The organism is Streptomyces nigrescens, from assembly GCF_027626975.1.
Taxonomy (GTDB): Bacteria; Actinomycetota; Actinomycetes; order Streptomycetales; family Streptomycetaceae; genus Streptomyces; species Streptomyces nigrescens.
The window spans coordinates 1,800,261-1,816,087 of record NZ_CP114203.1; the positions used below are offsets into that span (position 1 = coordinate 1,800,261).

Here is a 15,827-nt window from a genome sequence, read left to right on the forward strand (position 1 = left end):
CGCGGCACAGGGCGCGCGAACACTTCCGTGGCTTCGATGAAGGAGTATCCCCATGGCTAAGGCAGTCGGCATTGACCTCGGAACCACCAACTCGGTGATCGCCGCGTGGGAGGGCGGTGAGGCGACGGTTCTCCCGAACTCCGAGGGCAGCCGCACGACCCCTTCAGTCGTTGCGTTCACCGACTCGGGCGAGCGGCTCGTGGGCCAGTTGGCCCGCCGCCAGGCGATCCTCAACCCCAAGGGAACCATCTACTCGGCAAAGCGCTTCATCGGCCGCCGCTACGACGAGATCTCCGACGAGGCGAAGGCCGTCGGCTTCGACGTGGTCGCCGACGACCACGGCAATGCGCGCTTCGAGGTACGCGGCAAGCTGTACGCGCCCGAGGAGATCAGCGCACTGGTCCTGCGCAAGCTCGCCGACGACGCCGCCAAGCAGCTGGGCGAGAAGGTGACGGAAGCCGTCATCACCGTCCCCGCCTACTTCAACGACGCCCAGCGCACCGCGACGAAGGACGCGGGGCGCATCGCGGGACTGGAGGTCCTGCGCATCATCAACGAGCCCACGGCGGCGGCCCTCGCCTACGGGCTGGACAAGAAGGGGCACGAGACCGTGCTCGTCTTCGACCTGGGCGGCGGCACCTTCGACGTCAGCCTGCTCGACGTCGGCGACGGGGTGGTCGAGGTCCGTTCCACCGCGGGCGACAGCCACCTGGGCGGCGACGACTTCGACCGGCGGCTGGTGGACCACCTGGCGGACAACTTCCAACGCGACAACGGCATCGACCTGCGGAATGACCCGCAGGCCCTGCAACGGCTCTTCGAGGCCGCGGAGAAGGCCAAGACCGAACTCAGCTCGGTCACCCAGACCCAGGTCAGCCTGCCGTTCATCACCGCGGACGCCGCCGGCCCGAAGCATCTGACCGAGACGGTCATGCGGTCCACGTTCGAGCAGATCACGTCCGACCTGGTCGAGCGGACCATGGAACCGGTCAAGCAGGCGATGGCCGACGCCAAGATCAGCGACAGCGATATCGACGAGGTCATCCTCGTGGGCGGCTCCACCCGCATCCCCGCCGTCCAGAACCTGGTCCGCCGGCTGACCGGCGGCAAGGACCCGAACATGAGCGTCAACCCCGACGAGGTCGTGGCCATGGGCGCCGCGATCCAGGCCGGAGTGCTCAAAGGCGACGTCAAGGACGTCCTGCTGCTCGACGTCATCCCGCTGTCGCTGGGCGTGGAGACCCGCGGCGGTGTGATGACCAAGATCATCGAGCGGAACACCACCATCCCGGTCCGCCGCACGGAGACCTTCTCCACCGCCGAGGACAACCAGGGAGCCGTCGACATCGTCGTCCTGCAAGGAGAGCGCGAGCTCGCGCAGGACAACCGCGTCCTCGGCCGCTTCCAGCTCAAGGACATCCGCCCCGCGCCCCGTGGCGAGCCGCAGATCGAGGTCACCTTCGACGTCGACGCCAACGGCATCCTGAATGTCACCGCACGGGACAAGGACACCGGCGCCGAGCAGGGCATCACCATCAGCGAGGGCTCCAACCTCGACCAGAGCGAGGTCGAGCGGATGGTCCAGGAGGCCGAAGCGCACCGCGGCGAGGACCAGGCGCTGCGCGAGGCCGTGGACGCCCGCAACGAGCTGGACGCCGTTGCCTACCAGGTCGAACGCCGGCTGAACGAGCTGGGCGACGCCGCACCCGCGCACGAGAAGGCACGGGCCGAGATGCTCGTCACCGACGCCCGGGAAGCCGTCAAGGGAGAAGCGCCGCTCGACAAGGTCAGGTCGCTGACCTCCGAACTCCAGCAGATCCACGCCTCACTGGCCTCCCACCAGGCAGGCGCGGGCCCGTCCGCGGAGGAGCGGGCCACGGCGGACGCCGGGGCAGGCGGTGCTTCGGGCAGCTCCGCCGGATCCGACGACGACGTGGTCGACGCCGAATTCGACAAGAGCTGAGGTGCGGCGATGTCCACCGAACAGGAGCCGACGACGCCCCAGGACGAGCTGAGCCAGGCCCTGCCCCCGGAGCAGCCGGAGGTGGACGACCACGCCGCGGCCCTCGACGAACTCCAGGACCGCTGGCGCCGCGCCCTCGCGGACCTCGACAACCTCCGCAAGCGCCACGCCAAGGAACTGGACGCCGTACGGAACGAGGAACGCGCCCGCACCGCGGCGGCCTGGCTGCCGGTGGTCGACAATCTGGACCTTGCGCTCACCCATGCCGGATCCGATCCGTCCGCCGTGGTCGAAGGCGTCAAGGCCGTACGCGACCAGGCCGTCGACGTGCTCCGCCGGCTCGGGTATCCCCGCTACGAGGAGACCGGAGTGCCGTTCGACCCGGCCGTGCACGAGGTCGTCGGCACCGTCGACGACCCCGCTGCCGAGCCGAACACCGTCGTGCAGGTGATGCGTCCCGGCTACGGCGAGGGGCGCCGGCAGCTGCGCCCCGCGGCCGTCATGGTCAGCAAGCGGCAGGAGTGACGCCCCATGGCACGGGACTACTACGACGTGCTCGGGGTGCAGCGCAACGCGAGCTCCGACGACATACAGCAGGCCTTCCGCAAGCTGGCCCGCAAGTACCACCCCGACATCAACAAGGACCCGCAGGCCGAGGAGCGCTTCAAGGAGCTCAACGAGGCGTACAGCGTGCTGTCCGACCCCCAGACGCGCAAGCGCTACGACCGCTTCGGCGAGGACTTCCGGCAGATCCCGGAGGACTGGGAAGAACGGGTGGGCGCGGGCGTGGGGGCCGGGGCGGGAGCCCGGGGCCGCGGCCGGTCCACCGGCGGCGGCCGGGTCCGGTTCACCGACTACGGCGAGGGATTCGACGGCTCCGGCATCAACTTCGAGGACCTGTTCGGCGGGTTGTACGGCCGCGGCGGAGGCGGCGGACGCTGGGGCCCGGTTCCCGGGGCCGACCAGGAGGCCGAGATCCAGCTCGGTGTCGAGGAGGCCTACCACGGCGGCCATCGCAGCATCACCCTCGCCGGACCCGGCGGACAGCGGACCTACGACGTCAACATCCCACGTGGCGTGGTCGACGGACAGCGCATCCGGCTGGCCGGGGAAGGCGGCAGGGGCAGCGACGACGGTCCCCCGGGAGATCTGTACCTCCGCGTACGGATCAAGCCCGATACGCGATTCCGCCTGGAGGGCCGGGACATCCACGTCGCGCTTCCCGTCACGCCCTGGGAGGCGGCGCTCGGCGCGACGGTACCGGTACCCACGCCCGGCGGCACCGCCAAAGTCACCGTTCCCAAGGGCTCGTCCAGCGGCCGCCGGCTGCGGCTGCGCGGCGAGGGCATGCCCAACCCCCGTGGCGCCAACGGAGATCTCTACGCGGAGGTCCGGATCATGGTGCCGCCCGAACTCGGCGACCGGGAGCGTGAGCTCTTCGAGGAGCTGGCTGCCGTGTCCACCTTCGACCCGAGGAAGCCAGGATGACCCATGATCCACGGCGCGCTGCCGCCGGGCCGGAGGCCGGGCATCGCCGGCCGACGGCGCCGGACAAGCAGCGGGCCCTGAACGTCGTTGTCCGCAACTACGCCCTCGCGCCCGTCGACAGACTCAGCCTGGACGTCGTGGCCCGGCGCTCCGGACTCCACCCCGATCTCGTCCGGCGGTTCGTCACCCTCGGCCTGGTCGACGCGACCCGCGACGACAGCGGCCGGCTGTGGTTCGGCCCGGGCGCGCCCGCAACTCTCGCCCGCATCCAACGGCTACGGGCCGGGCTCCCCCTCAACTACGCCTCCCTCGGTCTGGTGCTCGACCTGCTCGACCGGATCAGCGAGCTGGAGGCCGCGTTGAGACGCAGCAACGCCGGCTCGAGGAGTGATGAATCGTGGATATGAACCGGCTCACCCAGAAGTCCCAGGAAGCCCTTCAGGAAGCGCAGACGATCGCCGGCCGGATGGACCAGACCGAGGTCGACGGTGAGCATCTGCTGCTCGCCCTCCTCGACCAGCCGGACGGGCTGGTGCCGCGGCTCTTCGACCAAGCGGGCGCCGACACCAAGGCGTTGCGTGCCTCGCTCATGAGCGAGCTGTCACGCAGACCGAAGGTGACCGGACCCGGCGCCACACCCGGCCAGGTGTACGTCACCCAGCGGCTGGCCAAGCTGCTGGACACCGCCGAGCAGGAGGCCAAGCGGCTCAAGGACGAATATGTGTCCGTGGAGCACCTCGTCCTGGCACTGGCCGATGAGGGCTCCAGGACCGCGGCGGGACGGCTGCTCAAGGAACACGGCATCACCAAGGACGTCTTCCTGTCCGCGCTGACCCGCATCCGCGGCAACCAGCGGGTCACCTCGGCGACGCCCGAGGCCGCGTACGAGGCGTTGGAGAAGTACGGCCGTGATCTGGTCGCCGAGGCGCGCAGCGGCAAGAAGGACCCGGTGATCGGCCGGGACGCGGAGATCCGCCGCGTCACCCAGATCCTCAGCCGCAAGACGAAGAACAACCCCGTGCTGATCGGCGATCCGGGCGTCGGCAAGACGGCCATCGTGGAGGGCCTGGCACAGCGGATCGTCCGCGGCGACGTCCCCGAGGGGCTGCGCGAGAAGACCATCTTCTCCCTCGATATGAGCTCGCTGGTGGCGGGCGCCAAATACCGTGGTGAGTTCGAGGAACGACTGCAGGCCGTGCTGAGCGAGGTCAAGGCCGCCGAGGGGCGCATCCTGCTCTTCGTCGACGAACTCCACACGGTCGTCGGAGCCGGCGGCGGCGCCGAGGGCGCCATGGACGCCGGCAACATGCTCAAGCCGATGCTCGCCCGCGGTGAGCTGCACATGATCGGCGCCACCACGCTGGAGGAGTACCGCAAGCACGTCGAGTCCGACGCCGCCCTCGAACGCCGCTTCCAGCAGGTCCTGGTGGACGAGCCGAGCGTGGAGGACACCGTCTCCATCCTCCGCGGCCTGCGCGAACGTCTTGAGGTCTTCCACGGCGTGAAGATCCAGGACACCGCGCTGGTCGCCGCGGCCACCCTCAGCCACCGCTACATCTCCGACCGCTTCCTGCCGGACAAGGCCATCGACCTCGTCGACGAGGCCTGCGCGCGGCTGCGCACCGAGATCGACTCCATGCCGGCCGAACTCGACGAGATCACCCGCCGGGTGACCCGCCTGGAGATCGAGGATGCGGCCCTCGCAAAGGAGACCGACGCCGCCAGCCGTAAGCGGCTGGAGGAGCTCCGGCGCGAACTGTCCGACCTGCGCGCCGAGGCCGACGCCATGAACGCCCAGTGGGAGGCCGAACGCCAGGCCATCCGGCGAGTGCAGGAGCTGCGTCAGGAACTGGAACAGGTGCGTCAGGAAGCGGAGGAGGCCGAACGCAACTACGACCTCAACCGCGCCGCCGAACTGCGCTACGGCACACTCACCGAACTCGAACGCCGGCTGGCCGCCGAAGAGGAGGCGCTCGCCGCCAAGCAGGGCGATACCCGGCTCCTGCGCGAGGTCGTCACGGAGGACGAGATCGCCGAGATCGTCGCCGCCTGGACCGGCATCCCGGTGACCCGGCTGCAGGAAGGCGAGCGGGAGAAGCTGCTGCGGCTCGACGAGATCCTCACCGAGCGGGTGATCGGCCAGGACGAGGCCGTCAAGCTGGTCACCGACGCCATCATCCGGGCCCGCTCCGGCATCCGCGACCCGCGCCGTCCCATCGGCTCGTTCATCTTCCTCGGCCCCACCGGCGTCGGAAAGACCGAACTGGCCAAGGCGCTGGCCGCGGCACTGTTCGACACCGAGGAGAGCATCGTCCGTCTCGACATGAGCGAGTACCAGGAACGGCACACCGTCAGCAGACTGGTCGGAGCGCCGCCCGGATACGTCGGCTACGAGGAGGGCGGTCAGCTCACCGAGGCGGTACGCCGCAAGCCCTACTCCGTGGTCCTGTTCGACGAGGTCGAGAAGGCACACGCCGATGTCTTCAACACCTTGCTGCAGGTGCTCGACGACGGCCGGATCACCGACGCCCAAGGCCGCACCGTCGACTTCCGCAACACCGTCGTCATCATGACCTCCAACATCGGATCCGCCCATCTGCTCGATGCGGTGACCCCCGAGGGCGAGATCAAACCCGAGGCACGGGCCCTGGTCATGGGCGAACTGCAAAGCCACTTCCGCCCCGAGTTCCTCAACCGCGTCGACGACGTCGTGCTGTTCAAGCCGCTGGGCATGGACCAGATCAAGCGCATCGTCGAGCTGCAGTTCAACGACCTGCGCCGGCGCCTGGCCGAACGCCAGATCACCGTCGAACTCACCGAGCGGGCCCGCGAGCTCATCGCCCAGCAGGGCTTCGACCCCGTCTACGGGGCACGGCCGCTGCGCCGCTACATCTCGCACGAGGTCGAAACACTCGTCGGGCGGGCCCTGATCCGCGGCGATGTACAGGACGGCACGGCGATCCGGGTCGACGCCCAGAACGGTGAACTGGTCGTGACGTACGACAGGCCGGCCGAGGCCGACCACGGAATGGCTGCGTGAGCACGGTGACAACGAGCGGGAGCAACACGGTCGTCTGTGAGTCGTGCGGCCGCAAGAACCGGGTGCCGGCAGCGGGGGACGGGCGCCCCAAATGCGGAAACTGCGGTACCCCGTTGCCCTGGATCGTCGATGCCGGCGATGACGACTTCGCGGAGATCGCCGATAAGGCGGCGCCCATCGTCCTCGTCGACCTCTGGGCCACCTGGTGCGGTCCCTGCCGCATGGTCAGCCCCGCACTGGAACAGGTCGCCCGCGAGCTCGCCGGAAAGATCAAGCTCGTCAAGGTCGATGTCGACCAGGCCCCCAGGCTGTCCCAGCGATTCCAGGTGCAGGCCGTGCCGACCCTGCTCCTTCTCGACCAGGGAGAGGCGATCGCGCGACAGGCCGGCGCGGCCCCCGCCAACGTGCTGCGCCAATGGGTCGAGGAGACCATCGCGGGTCGCCGCTGAGCCCATCCGCCAAGGAAGGACGACCATCATGACTACCGAAAGCGACTGGCACCTGTCGCTCGTGCGCCCGGTGACGCCACGCACCCCCGAGGGCTGCGAGGAGTGCCTGCGCCTCGGCTCTCCCTGGGTGCACCTCAGGCTGTGCCTGACCTGCGGACACGTCGGATGCTGTGACTCCTCGCCACTCAAACACGCCCGTCTGCACGCCGCCAACGACGGCCACCCCATCGTGCAGCCCCTCGAACCGGGAGAGAACTGGCGCTGGTGTTACGTCCACGAGGCCGTGGTCTGATGACTGCCGCGGGCCCGGACGGGGTACCCACCGAAACCCCCGATCAGCACGGCGCCTACCCCCGGCTGACGCCGGAACAGCTCGATGAGCTGGCCCAGTACGGCGAGTACCGCCCCACACGGCGGGGCGAGGTGCTGTTCCGCGAGGGCGAACCGTGCGAGGAGTTCCTTGCCATCGTCAGCGGGATGGTCGAGATCATCCACGACTACGGCGGTCCCGACCAACGCACCGTGGCGGTACATGGCCCCGGCCGCTTTCTGGGGGAACTCGGTCTGCTCGAAGGGCAGACGGCGTTCGACACCGCGGTCGTACGCGAGCCCGGCCAGGTCCTCGCGGTCCCGGTGGAGCGCCAACGGGCCCTGGTGGCACGCGATCCGGCCCTCGGGGACCTGATTCTGCGCGCCTACCTCGGCCGCCGGTCCCTGCTCATCGGCCTGGGCGCCGGCTTCCGGATCCTGGGCTCGTGCTACTCGCCCAACACCCTGCGACTGCGTGAATTCGCCGCCCGCAACCGGCTACCACACCGATGGATCGACCTGGAGAAGGACAAGGAAGCCGAGGCGCTGCTGCGCCGGTTCGGCATCCGTCCGGACGAGACCCCGGTCGTCATGTGGAAGGGAGAGCAGGTACTGCGCAATCCCAGCATCGCGGACCTCGCCCGCCTCATCGGACTCCCCACCTCTGCGCACGGCGACGGTGAATACGACCTGGTGGTGATCGGCGCGGGCCCGGCCGGGCTCGCCGCCGCGGTCTACGGCTCATCCGACGGCCTCGTCACCGTAGCCGTCGACGCCATGGCCACCGGAGGCCAGGCCGCCACCTCCTCGCGCATCGAGAACTATCTGGGCTTCCCGTCCGGGATCTCGGGTGGCGAACTCATGGAACGCTCGGTGCTCCAGGCCCGCAAATTCGGCGCACAGCTCACCGTCCCCGCCGAGGCCACCTCGCTCGAACCGCGCGACGGCCGGTACGCCCTCACCTTCGCGGACGGCTCCGAGATCCGGGCCGCCACCGTCGTCCTGGCCTCGGGAGTGCGCTACCGCAGGCTCGACGTCCCCGGCATCGACCATCTGGAAGGCTCCAGCGTCTACTACGCCGCCACACTCCACGAAGCCAACCTGTGCCGGATGGACCCCGTGGCCGTGGTCGGCGGGGGCAACTCCGCAGGCCAGGCGGTGCTCTTCCTCGCAGAATACGCACCCAAGGTGTATCTGATCGTCCGCAGCGGCGACCTCGGCAAGGACATGTCGCGCTATCTGGTGGACCAGGTGACACGCCATCCGAAGGTCGAGGTGCTGACCCATACCGAAGTGCGCCAGGTCAACGGAGAGGGCACCCTGCAGTCGTTGACCGTGGAGGACAACGCCTCCGGCGACCGTCGCGAACTGCCGGCCCGCGCCCTGTTCGTGTTCATCGGCGCCCGGCCGCACACCGAGTGGCTGAAGGACGTGGTCGCGCTGGACCGACGGGGGTTCGTGCTCACCGGCGCCGACGCCCGGGCAGCGGCCGACGAGAACATCTGGGAATCGCTCGGGCGCGGGCCACTGATGCTGGAGACCACGATGCCGGGTGTCTTCGCCGCGGGTGACGTCAGGAGCGGGTCCGTCAAGCGGGTCGCCTCCGCCGCGGGGGAAGGCGCCATAGCCGTCCGACTCGTCCATGAACACCGGGCCCAGGAAGGCAATCTCGTCCGCGGCTCCGGCATGAGCGAGCCTCGGTCCGTGCCGGCCCAGTCGGTGTCCTGACGCCGGCCGTCCTCCTGCTGGTGGCCGGTGCGGCGCTGGAGTCGTGGCTCGCGCCGGCGAGCGGCTGGGGGCTCGCCTACGTATCGCGGCGGCTGAGCCGGGCCGAGTGCGCGGCGCTCGGCGTGCCCGGGATCGTCGGCGCTGTTCCTGGTGTGGCGGATGCGGCGGGTGCCCCGCTGAGGGGCCGGGGTCGTGCCTCCCTGACCGGGGATGCCGCCGCAGGCACAATGGCAGGCATGGCTGCACACTCTCTGACGGTCGGCTTCGACCTCGACATGACGCTGATCGACTCGCGTCCGGGCATCAAGGCCGTCTATCAGGAGCTGTCGGCCAGGACCGGCACCTTCATCGACGCCGACCTCGCGGCGAGCCGGCTGGGGCCCCCGCTGGAGCACGAGATCCGCCACTGGTTCCCCGAGGAGCGAGTGGCGGAGACCGCCGCTCTCTTCCGCGAGCTGTATCCGCAGTACGCGGTCGAGGCGTCGCCCGCCATGCCCGGTGCCCGGGAGGCCATCGACGCGATCCACGCCGCGGGCGGCCGGGCGATCGTGGTGACCGCGAAGTACGAGCCCAACGCCAAGCTGCACCTGGAACACCTCGGCCTCGACGCCGACGCCCTCTTCGGCTCCCTGTGGGCGGCGGGCAAGGCCGAGGCGCTGCGCAAGCACCATGCGCAGGTCTACGTCGGCGACCACATCGGTGACGTCGTCGGGGCGCACACCGCCGGCGCGCTGTCCGTCGCGGTCGCCACCGGCCCGTGCGACGCCACGGAACTGCGCAACGCCGGCGCCGAGGTGGTGCTCGCGGACCTGACGGAGTTTCCGTCCTGGCTGGAGCGCTATGTGGCCGACGGCGCGGACGGGGGCGACGGCGCCGCCCCCTGACGGCGCTGAGCGGTGGCGGAACGGATCACTCCGGCCGCGGCGATCAGAAAACCGAGGCCCATCAGCATGCACACCCAGCAGAAGACGGACGGCAGCGGTTCGGTCCCGAGAAACAGCGGCGTCACCCGTGGCGAGAGTGGCCACCGCGCCAGCTAGGAACATGATCGCGTCGATTCGGACCAGCAGAGCCCCGGCCAGGGGAGTTTCGTCGCGAGAGCCTCATCGAAGCGCCCTCGCCGTTCGGGGGCGGGGCTTCTCGCATGTGCCGGCAACGTGTGGCGTGGGTGGGGACTCAGGGCGCGATGACGAGGCGTTCGATGAGGCCGTCGCGGAGTGTGAACTGGTAGCGCAGATCGATGGCCCCGCCGGGGAAGTTGCCCTCGAGGTGGTGGGTGGCGATGTAGCGGGTTGGGTCGGTCCGTTGGGCGCCGGTGAGGTGGATGGTGTAGTTGAATTCGGTGGCGGATCGGTCGAGCCAATCCCCGATCGCCTCGGTGCCCTCGTAGGTGTTGCCGTCGTCGATCACTGTGGCTTCGCTGGTGAACGCCGTGATTGCGGTGGCGGTGTCGTGGGCGCGGTGCGCTTTCAGGTAGCGGGTGATCACCTCGGGCAGGGCGTCCGGGGTGCTGGTTCGGGGCTGGTTGTCGTGCATGACGCTCCCTGGGGTGGTGGCAGGTTCAGACGGTGGGGGTGGTGCCGCCGTCGATGACGTGTTCGGCACCGACGATGGCCGAGGCGCGGTCGGAGACGAGGAAGGCGACGAGCTCGGCGACTTCCTCAGGCCGGTTGGGACGGCCCAGCGGGATGCCGCCCAGGGAGTCCATGAGCCGGCCCAGCGCCGCTTCCTGGGTGATGTCCGCGTCGTGGGCGATCCGGGCGACGAGGTTGTCGGCGGCCGAGGTCTGCACGAAGCCGGGCGAGACGGTGTTGACGCGGACGCCGTGCGGGGCGACCTCGTTGGCCAGGCCCTTGCTGTAGGTGGTCAGGGCGGCCTTGGCGGCGGCGTAGGCCAGGGTTCCGTTCCACAGCGGCATGCGGCGCTGGATCGAGGTGACGTGCACGATCACGCCCTTGCCCGTGGCGAGCATGTGCGGCAGGAGTGCGCGGTCCAGGCGGACAGCGGCCAGCAGGTTCGTGTTCAGCTCCCTGGCCCAGTCGTCCTCGCCGAGCGCTGCGAACCCCCCAGCCGGCGACTCGGACCCGCCGAGGGTGTTGACCAGGATGTCGACGCCTCCCACGCGGGCGTCCACCTCGGCGGCGACGTGGGCTGCGCCCTGGGCGGTGGACAGGTCGGCGGTGATGAACGCATTCTCCTCGACGTCGTCGGGGCGGCTGCGGGCGGTGACCAGTACGTTTGCGCCGGCCTGGGTGAGCCGTCGGGCGATGGCGGCTCCGGTGCCCTTGGTGCCGCCGGTGACCAGAGCGCGTCGGCCTTCGAGGGATTCACTGATGGACGTGGTCACGGTGTGCTCCGTTCCCGGGTGCGGACACAGAAGGCACCGCTCCCGACGTTACTGCTAAAATAGCACCCACTAACTTCGATTTTAGCAGTAACCGAGGGGATGGTCGCCGTGGCAAGCCGGATCAGGCTGTCGGACCGAGAGTGCCCGCTGTCTACGACGGTGGAACACGTAGGCGAGTGGTGGACGCTGCTGATCCTCCACGACGCCTTTGACGGCTACACCCGCTTCGACCAGTTCCAGGAGAGCCTGGGCATCTCCTCCAGCATGCTCACCACCCGGCTGAAAACCCTCGTCACGGACGGGCTACTGGAGCGCCGGCCCTACCAGTCCAACCCCGTGCGCCACGAGTACGTCCTCACCGAACTCGGGCACTCCCTGCGACCGGTGATCGTCGCCCTGGCCGCATGGGGCAACTCCCGCCTCACATCGGCCGAACGCAGCATGATCCTCATCGACGCGCACAGCGGCGAGGAAGTCGAGCCCGTCGTCGTCGACGCCAAGACCGGCCGCCGACTCGACGACAGCGCCACCTACGTCTTCACCGCAGGCCCCGCGGCCAGCGACGCCATGCGCCACCGCTACGCGACACGACCGGCCACCCCCGCGGAGGCGTGAGGCTGGTCCGGACATGCACCGAACGGCCTTGAGCATGAGTCAGACCCCGCCCCGGACAGCACCCGCCCATTCTCCCAGCAGGACAGCCACGGCGTGGGCACGCTGCCACAGCACACCCATATCAACTGCGGGAGCAACAGAACGGGCACTCCAGGTCCGGTCTTGATGCAACAGTCGTGGCCGAACGGCAGAGCCGGAGCGCAGCAAGACCGTACCGAACACCTCCAGGCCGTCCCCGAACGCAGGACCCCCCGCCGGCAAGCCGACGGGGGTTCCTCACCTCTCACGCGGTATCACACTGCCCCTATGACGGAGAGCATGTCTGTACGGGCCTGACCAGGTGGAACACCTCACCGGCGGCGTAGCGTTCGAGGCATCGGACGATCTCGCGTCGCGTCTTGCCCTCCTTGGTGCGGCGTTCGTAGAGCGCCAACCCAGCGAACCACGCGGTCAACGCATTAGCCGGGCGAGAGCAATCGTCAATACCTGTGGATCAGCAGGGTCAGGAGAGTTCCTACGCACGGCCTCCCGCTCCTCAAGGCTGTGCTGTCAGAGTGGCCGTTCGGCAGCCGAGGTGTGCCGTCGTTGTCGTCATCACCGTCGCTGGGGCACCCTCCAATCGCAGCTCGCGAGCGCGGAGTCGGGTTGTTCTGCCGCGCTTCCTGCGCCGTGGTCTGCTGGATCACCGTGCCGATGCTGGAGCCGCCCTCACGGCCGGAGCCCCACCACTGGAATCCGCACGTGCCGCCAAACCCCTCGACTGGTCGGCCGACTCGTCCAGTTGGGCCACGGTGTGTTCCTCCCATCGCAGCAGACCAGGTGACGTGGGGTTTTCGGAGCCAGTCAGATCAGCCCGGGAGGGGGATGAACAGCAGGATGCCGTGGGCGGTGGCGGAGGTGTAGCAGGCAGTGCCGGGGAAGGTGGCGGTGTAGAAGGGGGTGGCGATGGCGAAGACGGGGACGACGGCGTTGTGGATGGTGGCGGTGCCGCTGGCGTCGGTGACGGCGGTGCCGAGATTGACCGGGCCGAAGATCGTGGTGGCGGTGAAGGTCACCGGCTGACCGGCCACCGGCATCCCCGAGGTGGTCTTCAGGGTGGCGCTGAGGGTGGGGATGTAGAACTCGGGCAGCGGGGTCAGCCGGAGCCGGATCGTGCCTGGCTGCGCGGTCAGCGTTGTGGGGGTGCGGTTCACGGTGACGGGGGTGCTGGTGGTGAAGCCGGTGAAGCAGCTGTCACCGCTGTAGGCGGCGGTGAGGGTGCCGGTGGTCAGGGCAGTGGTGGTGAAGCAGGCCTGCCCCGATGCGTTGACGGGGACCACCTGGGTCTGGCCGTTGGGGAGGGTGAAGGTGACCGTGCCGGTCGGCACTGAGGTGGTGCCTGGTGCCGGGGTGATGGTGGCGCAGACGGTCACGCTCTGCCCGCAGGTGGAGGGGTTCGGCGTCACCGACAGCGTCGTCGTTGTGGGGTTGGTGCTCACGGTGACGGAGGTGGGGTTGCCGTTCACGGTCGCGGTGAACGAACCGGCGGTGTAGGTGTGGGTGGTCTGCCCGCTCCCGGTGGCGTCCAGGGGGACGGTGACCGTGGGGCTGGCGTCCCCGAAGTTCACCACCGCTGTCCCGTTCGGAGTCCCCCCGGAAATGTTGAACGTCACCGGTTGCCCACACACCGGCGACGCCGGCGAGGTCGTCACCGTCAACGGCGAAATCTCCGTCACGTTGGCCGAATTGGCGTTGGTGACGTAGACGTTACTGTTCTGCGCCGCCGCCACCGAGAACGGGAACGCGCCGACGGGGACGGTGGCCAGTACGGTGTTCGTGGTGCTGCTGATCACCGTCACGTTGTTGGAATTGCTGTTGCCGACGTAGACGTTGCCGGTCGGCGCCACCGCCACCCCGAACGGGCCCCCGCCGGTGGGGACGGTGGCCAGGACGGTGTTGGTGGCGCTGTTGATCACCGTCACGTTGTTCGAAACGGTGTTGGTGACGTAGACGTTGCCGTTCTGCGCCACCGCGATCACCCCCGGGACCGTGCCGGCGGGGACGGTGGCCACGACGGTGTTCGTGGCGCTGTCGATCACGGTCACGTTGTTCGAGGTCTGGTTGGCGATGTAGACGTTGCCGTTCTGCGCCACCGCCGCATAGCCCGGGAAACCACCGGTGGGGAGGGTGGTCAGGACGGTGTTCGTGGCGCTGCTGATCACCGTCACGGTGTTCGCGTTCCGGTTGGCGACGTAGACGTTGCCGTTCGCCGCCACCGCCACCGCGTCCGGGACCGCGCCGACGGGGACGGTGGCCAGGACGGTGTTCGTGACGCTGCTGATCACCGTCACGTTGTTGGAAGTGCTGTTGGCGACGTAGACGTTGCCGTTCGGCGCCACCGCCAGCGCGAACGGGCCCCCGCCGGTGGGGACGGTGGCCAGGACGGTGTTCGTGGCGCTGCTGATCACCGTCACGTTGCTCGAGCTCTGGTTGGTGACGTAGACGTTGCCGTTCGCCGCCACCGCGATCATGGCCGGGTTCGAGCCGGCGGGGACGGTGGCCAGGACGGTGTTCGTGGTGCTGTTGATCACCGTCACATTGTTCGAATTGGCGTTGCCGACGTAGACGTTGCCGTTCGGCGCCACCGCCACCGCCAGCGGGGTCGTGCCCGCCGGGATCGTCACCGTGGAGAACGCCGCACTGAACGGCGCGGCCGCAAGCCGCCGAACAGCGGCCACCTCAGATCCACCGGCCGGTACAACCGGCCGAACCCCGGCCACCGCCGGAGCTCCCCACCAACCTGTAGTCAGATCCATGACAAACCTCTCTCAGCTGAGAGGGTCGCCCGAGAACTCCCCTCCGGGGCCCGCGTCACACGGCGCCGGTATACGCCCGCCGGACCACCGCCTACACACCGGGACAGAGAGAGACCCGCCGACACGTACCACGCGTCCGCGCACCACAGGGGTTGCCTCTCTCCCCGGAGAGATGGGCAACCCACCGGAAAACAGTCACCACCATTAACCCGAAATGGCCAATGGAACACCACCGTATTGACCGACTACCACCCGGACAGACCAACACACAGCCCCACCCGGGCACGTCGTTGGAGAGACGAACTGGCACGCAATGTGGCCCGGAACGTGGAGCTGAGCAGGGGGACGAGGTGAGGCGCGTTGACCGCCCGCCCGCCACCGCTGTTGGGCGGACTCGACAAGCTTGAAGACCACGGCCAGGGCTGCGGTGCCACGGGTCCGCAGCCGGACGGTGGTGAAGGTCGACTCGACCGGATTTGTGGTCCGCAGGGTGATCCAGTGCTCGGCCGGGAAGTCGAAGACCGCCACCCAGCGGGAAGGTGCGCCTCTTACCGGCAGGAGTGATCCACAGGCGTCGACCTTCGCTCCGCTGGTACCAAGCGCCGCGTCCCGGGGGCCGACAAGCCGGCAGGGGTTCCTCACCTCTCACACAACTGCCCCTATGACGGGGAGCATGTCTGTACGGGCCTGACCAGGTGGAACACCTCGCGGGCGGCGTAGCGTTTGAGGCGAGGTACTGCCGAGTACCCTAGCAGCGTTCTACGGGGCTGACCCCGCGCAGCGCGGCGAACGACGCCTCACTGTGCAGACGTTCCGGGATGTCCCCCATCGTGATCAGCAAAGTGACGGCCGTATCCAGACCGATGCCCACCACGGTCAGCAGCTGCGGGGCACAGCGTTCCACGAGCCGGGCCGGGCGGCCTTCCAAGTTCCTGGATCTGCTCGGTGAGCTGCCCGATTCGCTGAGCCAGCAGACACAGGGTTACGCGCGTGGCCTGCTGCACCGCGTCTTCACCGCCCTCGTCGCACTCACCATCGTCGGTGAACCGTGCGCAGGTGCGGCAGAGTTCCGAACAAGGTCACGCCCTCGCAG

At 69.1% G+C, this 15,827-nt stretch carries 14 protein-coding genes and 1 pseudogene; 10 read left to right on the forward strand and 5 right to left on the reverse strand.

The genetic code is table 11. The features are described from left to right. Positions 1–52 precede the first annotated feature (52 nt). The 9 genes from dnaK (at position 53) to STRNI_RS08190 (ending at position 9,861) form a co-directional block, all read left to right on the forward strand. A complete protein-coding gene (dnaK, locus tag STRNI_RS08150; protein ID WP_266444419.1) occupies positions 53–1,963 on the forward strand; it encodes a molecular chaperone DnaK in 1,911 nt (636 codons plus the stop codon). A gap of 9 nt (positions 1,964–1,972) precedes the next feature. Next, on the forward strand, positions 1,973–2,488 hold the full coding sequence (locus STRNI_RS08155) for a nucleotide exchange factor GrpE (protein WP_277410837.1): 516 nt from the start codon (positions 1,973–1,975) through the stop codon (positions 2,486–2,488). Positions 2,489–2,494: 6 nt separating this feature from the next. Beyond that, complete coding sequence (locus tag STRNI_RS08160; protein ID WP_159485318.1) at positions 2,495–3,451, forward strand: DnaJ C-terminal domain-containing protein; 957 nt, start codon at positions 2,495–2,497, stop codon at positions 3,449–3,451. Further along, positions 3,448–3,858 (forward strand): chaperone modulator CbpM, encoded by a 411-nt coding sequence (locus STRNI_RS08165; RefSeq protein WP_018092861.1) that lies wholly within the window; start codon positions 3,448–3,450, stop codon positions 3,856–3,858. Before STRNI_RS08160 ends, STRNI_RS08165 begins: the two co-directional genes overlap by 4 nt. Further along, positions 3,849–6,491, forward strand: a complete 2,643-nt coding sequence (gene clpB, locus STRNI_RS08170; protein ID WP_159485320.1) for an ATP-dependent chaperone ClpB — start codon at positions 3,849–3,851, stop codon at positions 6,489–6,491. The genes STRNI_RS08165 and clpB overlap by 10 nt, the downstream gene beginning before the upstream one ends. A 5-nt stretch (positions 6,492–6,496) precedes the next feature. Next, positions 6,497–6,940: a thioredoxin gene (gene trxA, locus STRNI_RS08175; RefSeq protein WP_159488926.1), complete on the forward strand. Its 444-nt coding sequence runs from the start codon at positions 6,497–6,499 to the stop codon at positions 6,938–6,940. 28 nt (positions 6,941–6,968) lie between these two features. Beyond that, entirely contained in the window at positions 6,969–7,232 is a 264-nt protein-coding gene (locus tag STRNI_RS08180; RefSeq protein WP_018092858.1) for a UBP-type zinc finger domain-containing protein, read from the forward strand. Continuing rightward, a complete protein-coding gene (locus STRNI_RS08185; RefSeq protein ID WP_277410838.1) occupies positions 7,232–8,977 on the forward strand; it encodes an FAD-dependent oxidoreductase in 1,746 nt (581 codons plus the stop codon). The genes STRNI_RS08180 and STRNI_RS08185 overlap by 1 nt, the downstream gene beginning before the upstream one ends. A gap of 236 nt (positions 8,978–9,213) precedes the next feature. Next, on the forward strand, positions 9,214–9,861 hold the full coding sequence (locus STRNI_RS08190; protein ID WP_159485324.1) for an HAD family hydrolase: 648 nt from the start codon (positions 9,214–9,216) through the stop codon (positions 9,859–9,861). A gap of 292 nt (positions 9,862–10,153) precedes the next feature. Here the strand turns inward: STRNI_RS08190 and STRNI_RS08195 are convergent, their stop codons facing one another. Together STRNI_RS08195 and STRNI_RS08200 are read right to left on the reverse strand one after the other, a co-directional pair. Beyond that, complete coding sequence (locus STRNI_RS08195) at positions 10,154–10,513, reverse strand: nuclear transport factor 2 family protein (protein ID WP_274738841.1); 360 nt, start codon at positions 10,511–10,513, stop codon at positions 10,154–10,156. A gap of 25 nt (positions 10,514–10,538) precedes the next feature. Beyond that, entirely contained in the window at positions 10,539–11,324 is a 786-nt protein-coding gene (locus STRNI_RS08200) for an SDR family oxidoreductase (RefSeq protein WP_277410839.1), read from the reverse strand. 99 nt (positions 11,325–11,423) lie between these two features. Between STRNI_RS08200 and STRNI_RS08205 the strand changes: the two genes are divergently transcribed. Next, positions 11,424–11,939: a winged helix-turn-helix transcriptional regulator gene (locus STRNI_RS08205; RefSeq protein WP_174876312.1), complete on the forward strand. Its 516-nt coding sequence runs from the start codon at positions 11,424–11,426 to the stop codon at positions 11,937–11,939. Between the two features lie 848 nt (positions 11,940–12,787). On the opposite strand, the gene STRNI_RS08210 is transcribed toward STRNI_RS08205, so the two are convergent. The 3 genes and pseudogenes from STRNI_RS08210 to STRNI_RS08220 all read right to left on the reverse strand — a co-directional run bounded on the left by STRNI_RS08210 (position 12,788) and on the right by STRNI_RS08220 (position 15,662). Continuing rightward, the gene (locus tag STRNI_RS08210) at positions 12,788–14,656 is read right to left on the reverse strand and encodes a virginiamycin B lyase family protein (protein WP_277410840.1); all 1,869 of its coding nucleotides are present in this window, start codon (positions 14,654–14,656) and stop codon (positions 12,788–12,790) included. Positions 14,657–14,979: 323 nt separating this feature from the next. After that, positions 14,980–15,262: pseudogene (locus STRNI_RS08215) on the reverse strand (hypothetical protein); the annotation flags it as partial. Between the two features lie 220 nt (positions 15,263–15,482). Continuing rightward, a complete protein-coding gene (locus STRNI_RS08220) occupies positions 15,483–15,662 on the reverse strand; it encodes a transposase (RefSeq protein ID WP_229838431.1) in 180 nt (59 codons plus the stop codon). Positions 15,663–15,827 lie beyond the last annotated feature (165 nt).

Bases quoted from the DNA above. Each gene is read 5' to 3' on its own strand.
- STRNI_RS08190 (WP_159485324.1), top strand. From the start codon at position 9,214: ATGGCTGCACACTCTCTGACGGTCGGCTTCGACCTCGACATGACGCTG.
- STRNI_RS08195 (WP_274738841.1), bottom strand. From the start codon at position 10,513: ATGCACGACAACCAGCCCCGAACCAGCACCCCGGACGCCCTGCCCGAG.
- STRNI_RS08155 (WP_277410837.1), top strand. From the start codon at position 1,973: ATGTCCACCGAACAGGAGCCGACGACGCCCCAGGACGAGCTGAGCCAG.
- dnaK (WP_266444419.1), top strand. From the start codon at position 53: ATGGCTAAGGCAGTCGGCATTGACCTCGGAACCACCAACTCGGTGATC.
- STRNI_RS08185 (WP_277410838.1), top strand. From the start codon at position 7,232: ATGACTGCCGCGGGCCCGGACGGGGTACCCACCGAAACCCCCGATCAG.
- STRNI_RS08205 (WP_174876312.1), top strand. From the start codon at position 11,424: ATGGTCGCCGTGGCAAGCCGGATCAGGCTGTCGGACCGAGAGTGCCCG.
- STRNI_RS08180 (WP_018092858.1), top strand. From the start codon at position 6,969: ATGACTACCGAAAGCGACTGGCACCTGTCGCTCGTGCGCCCGGTGACG.
- STRNI_RS08160 (WP_159485318.1), top strand. From the start codon at position 2,495: ATGGCACGGGACTACTACGACGTGCTCGGGGTGCAGCGCAACGCGAGC.
- STRNI_RS08165 (WP_018092861.1), top strand. From the start codon at position 3,448: ATGACCCATGATCCACGGCGCGCTGCCGCCGGGCCGGAGGCCGGGCAT.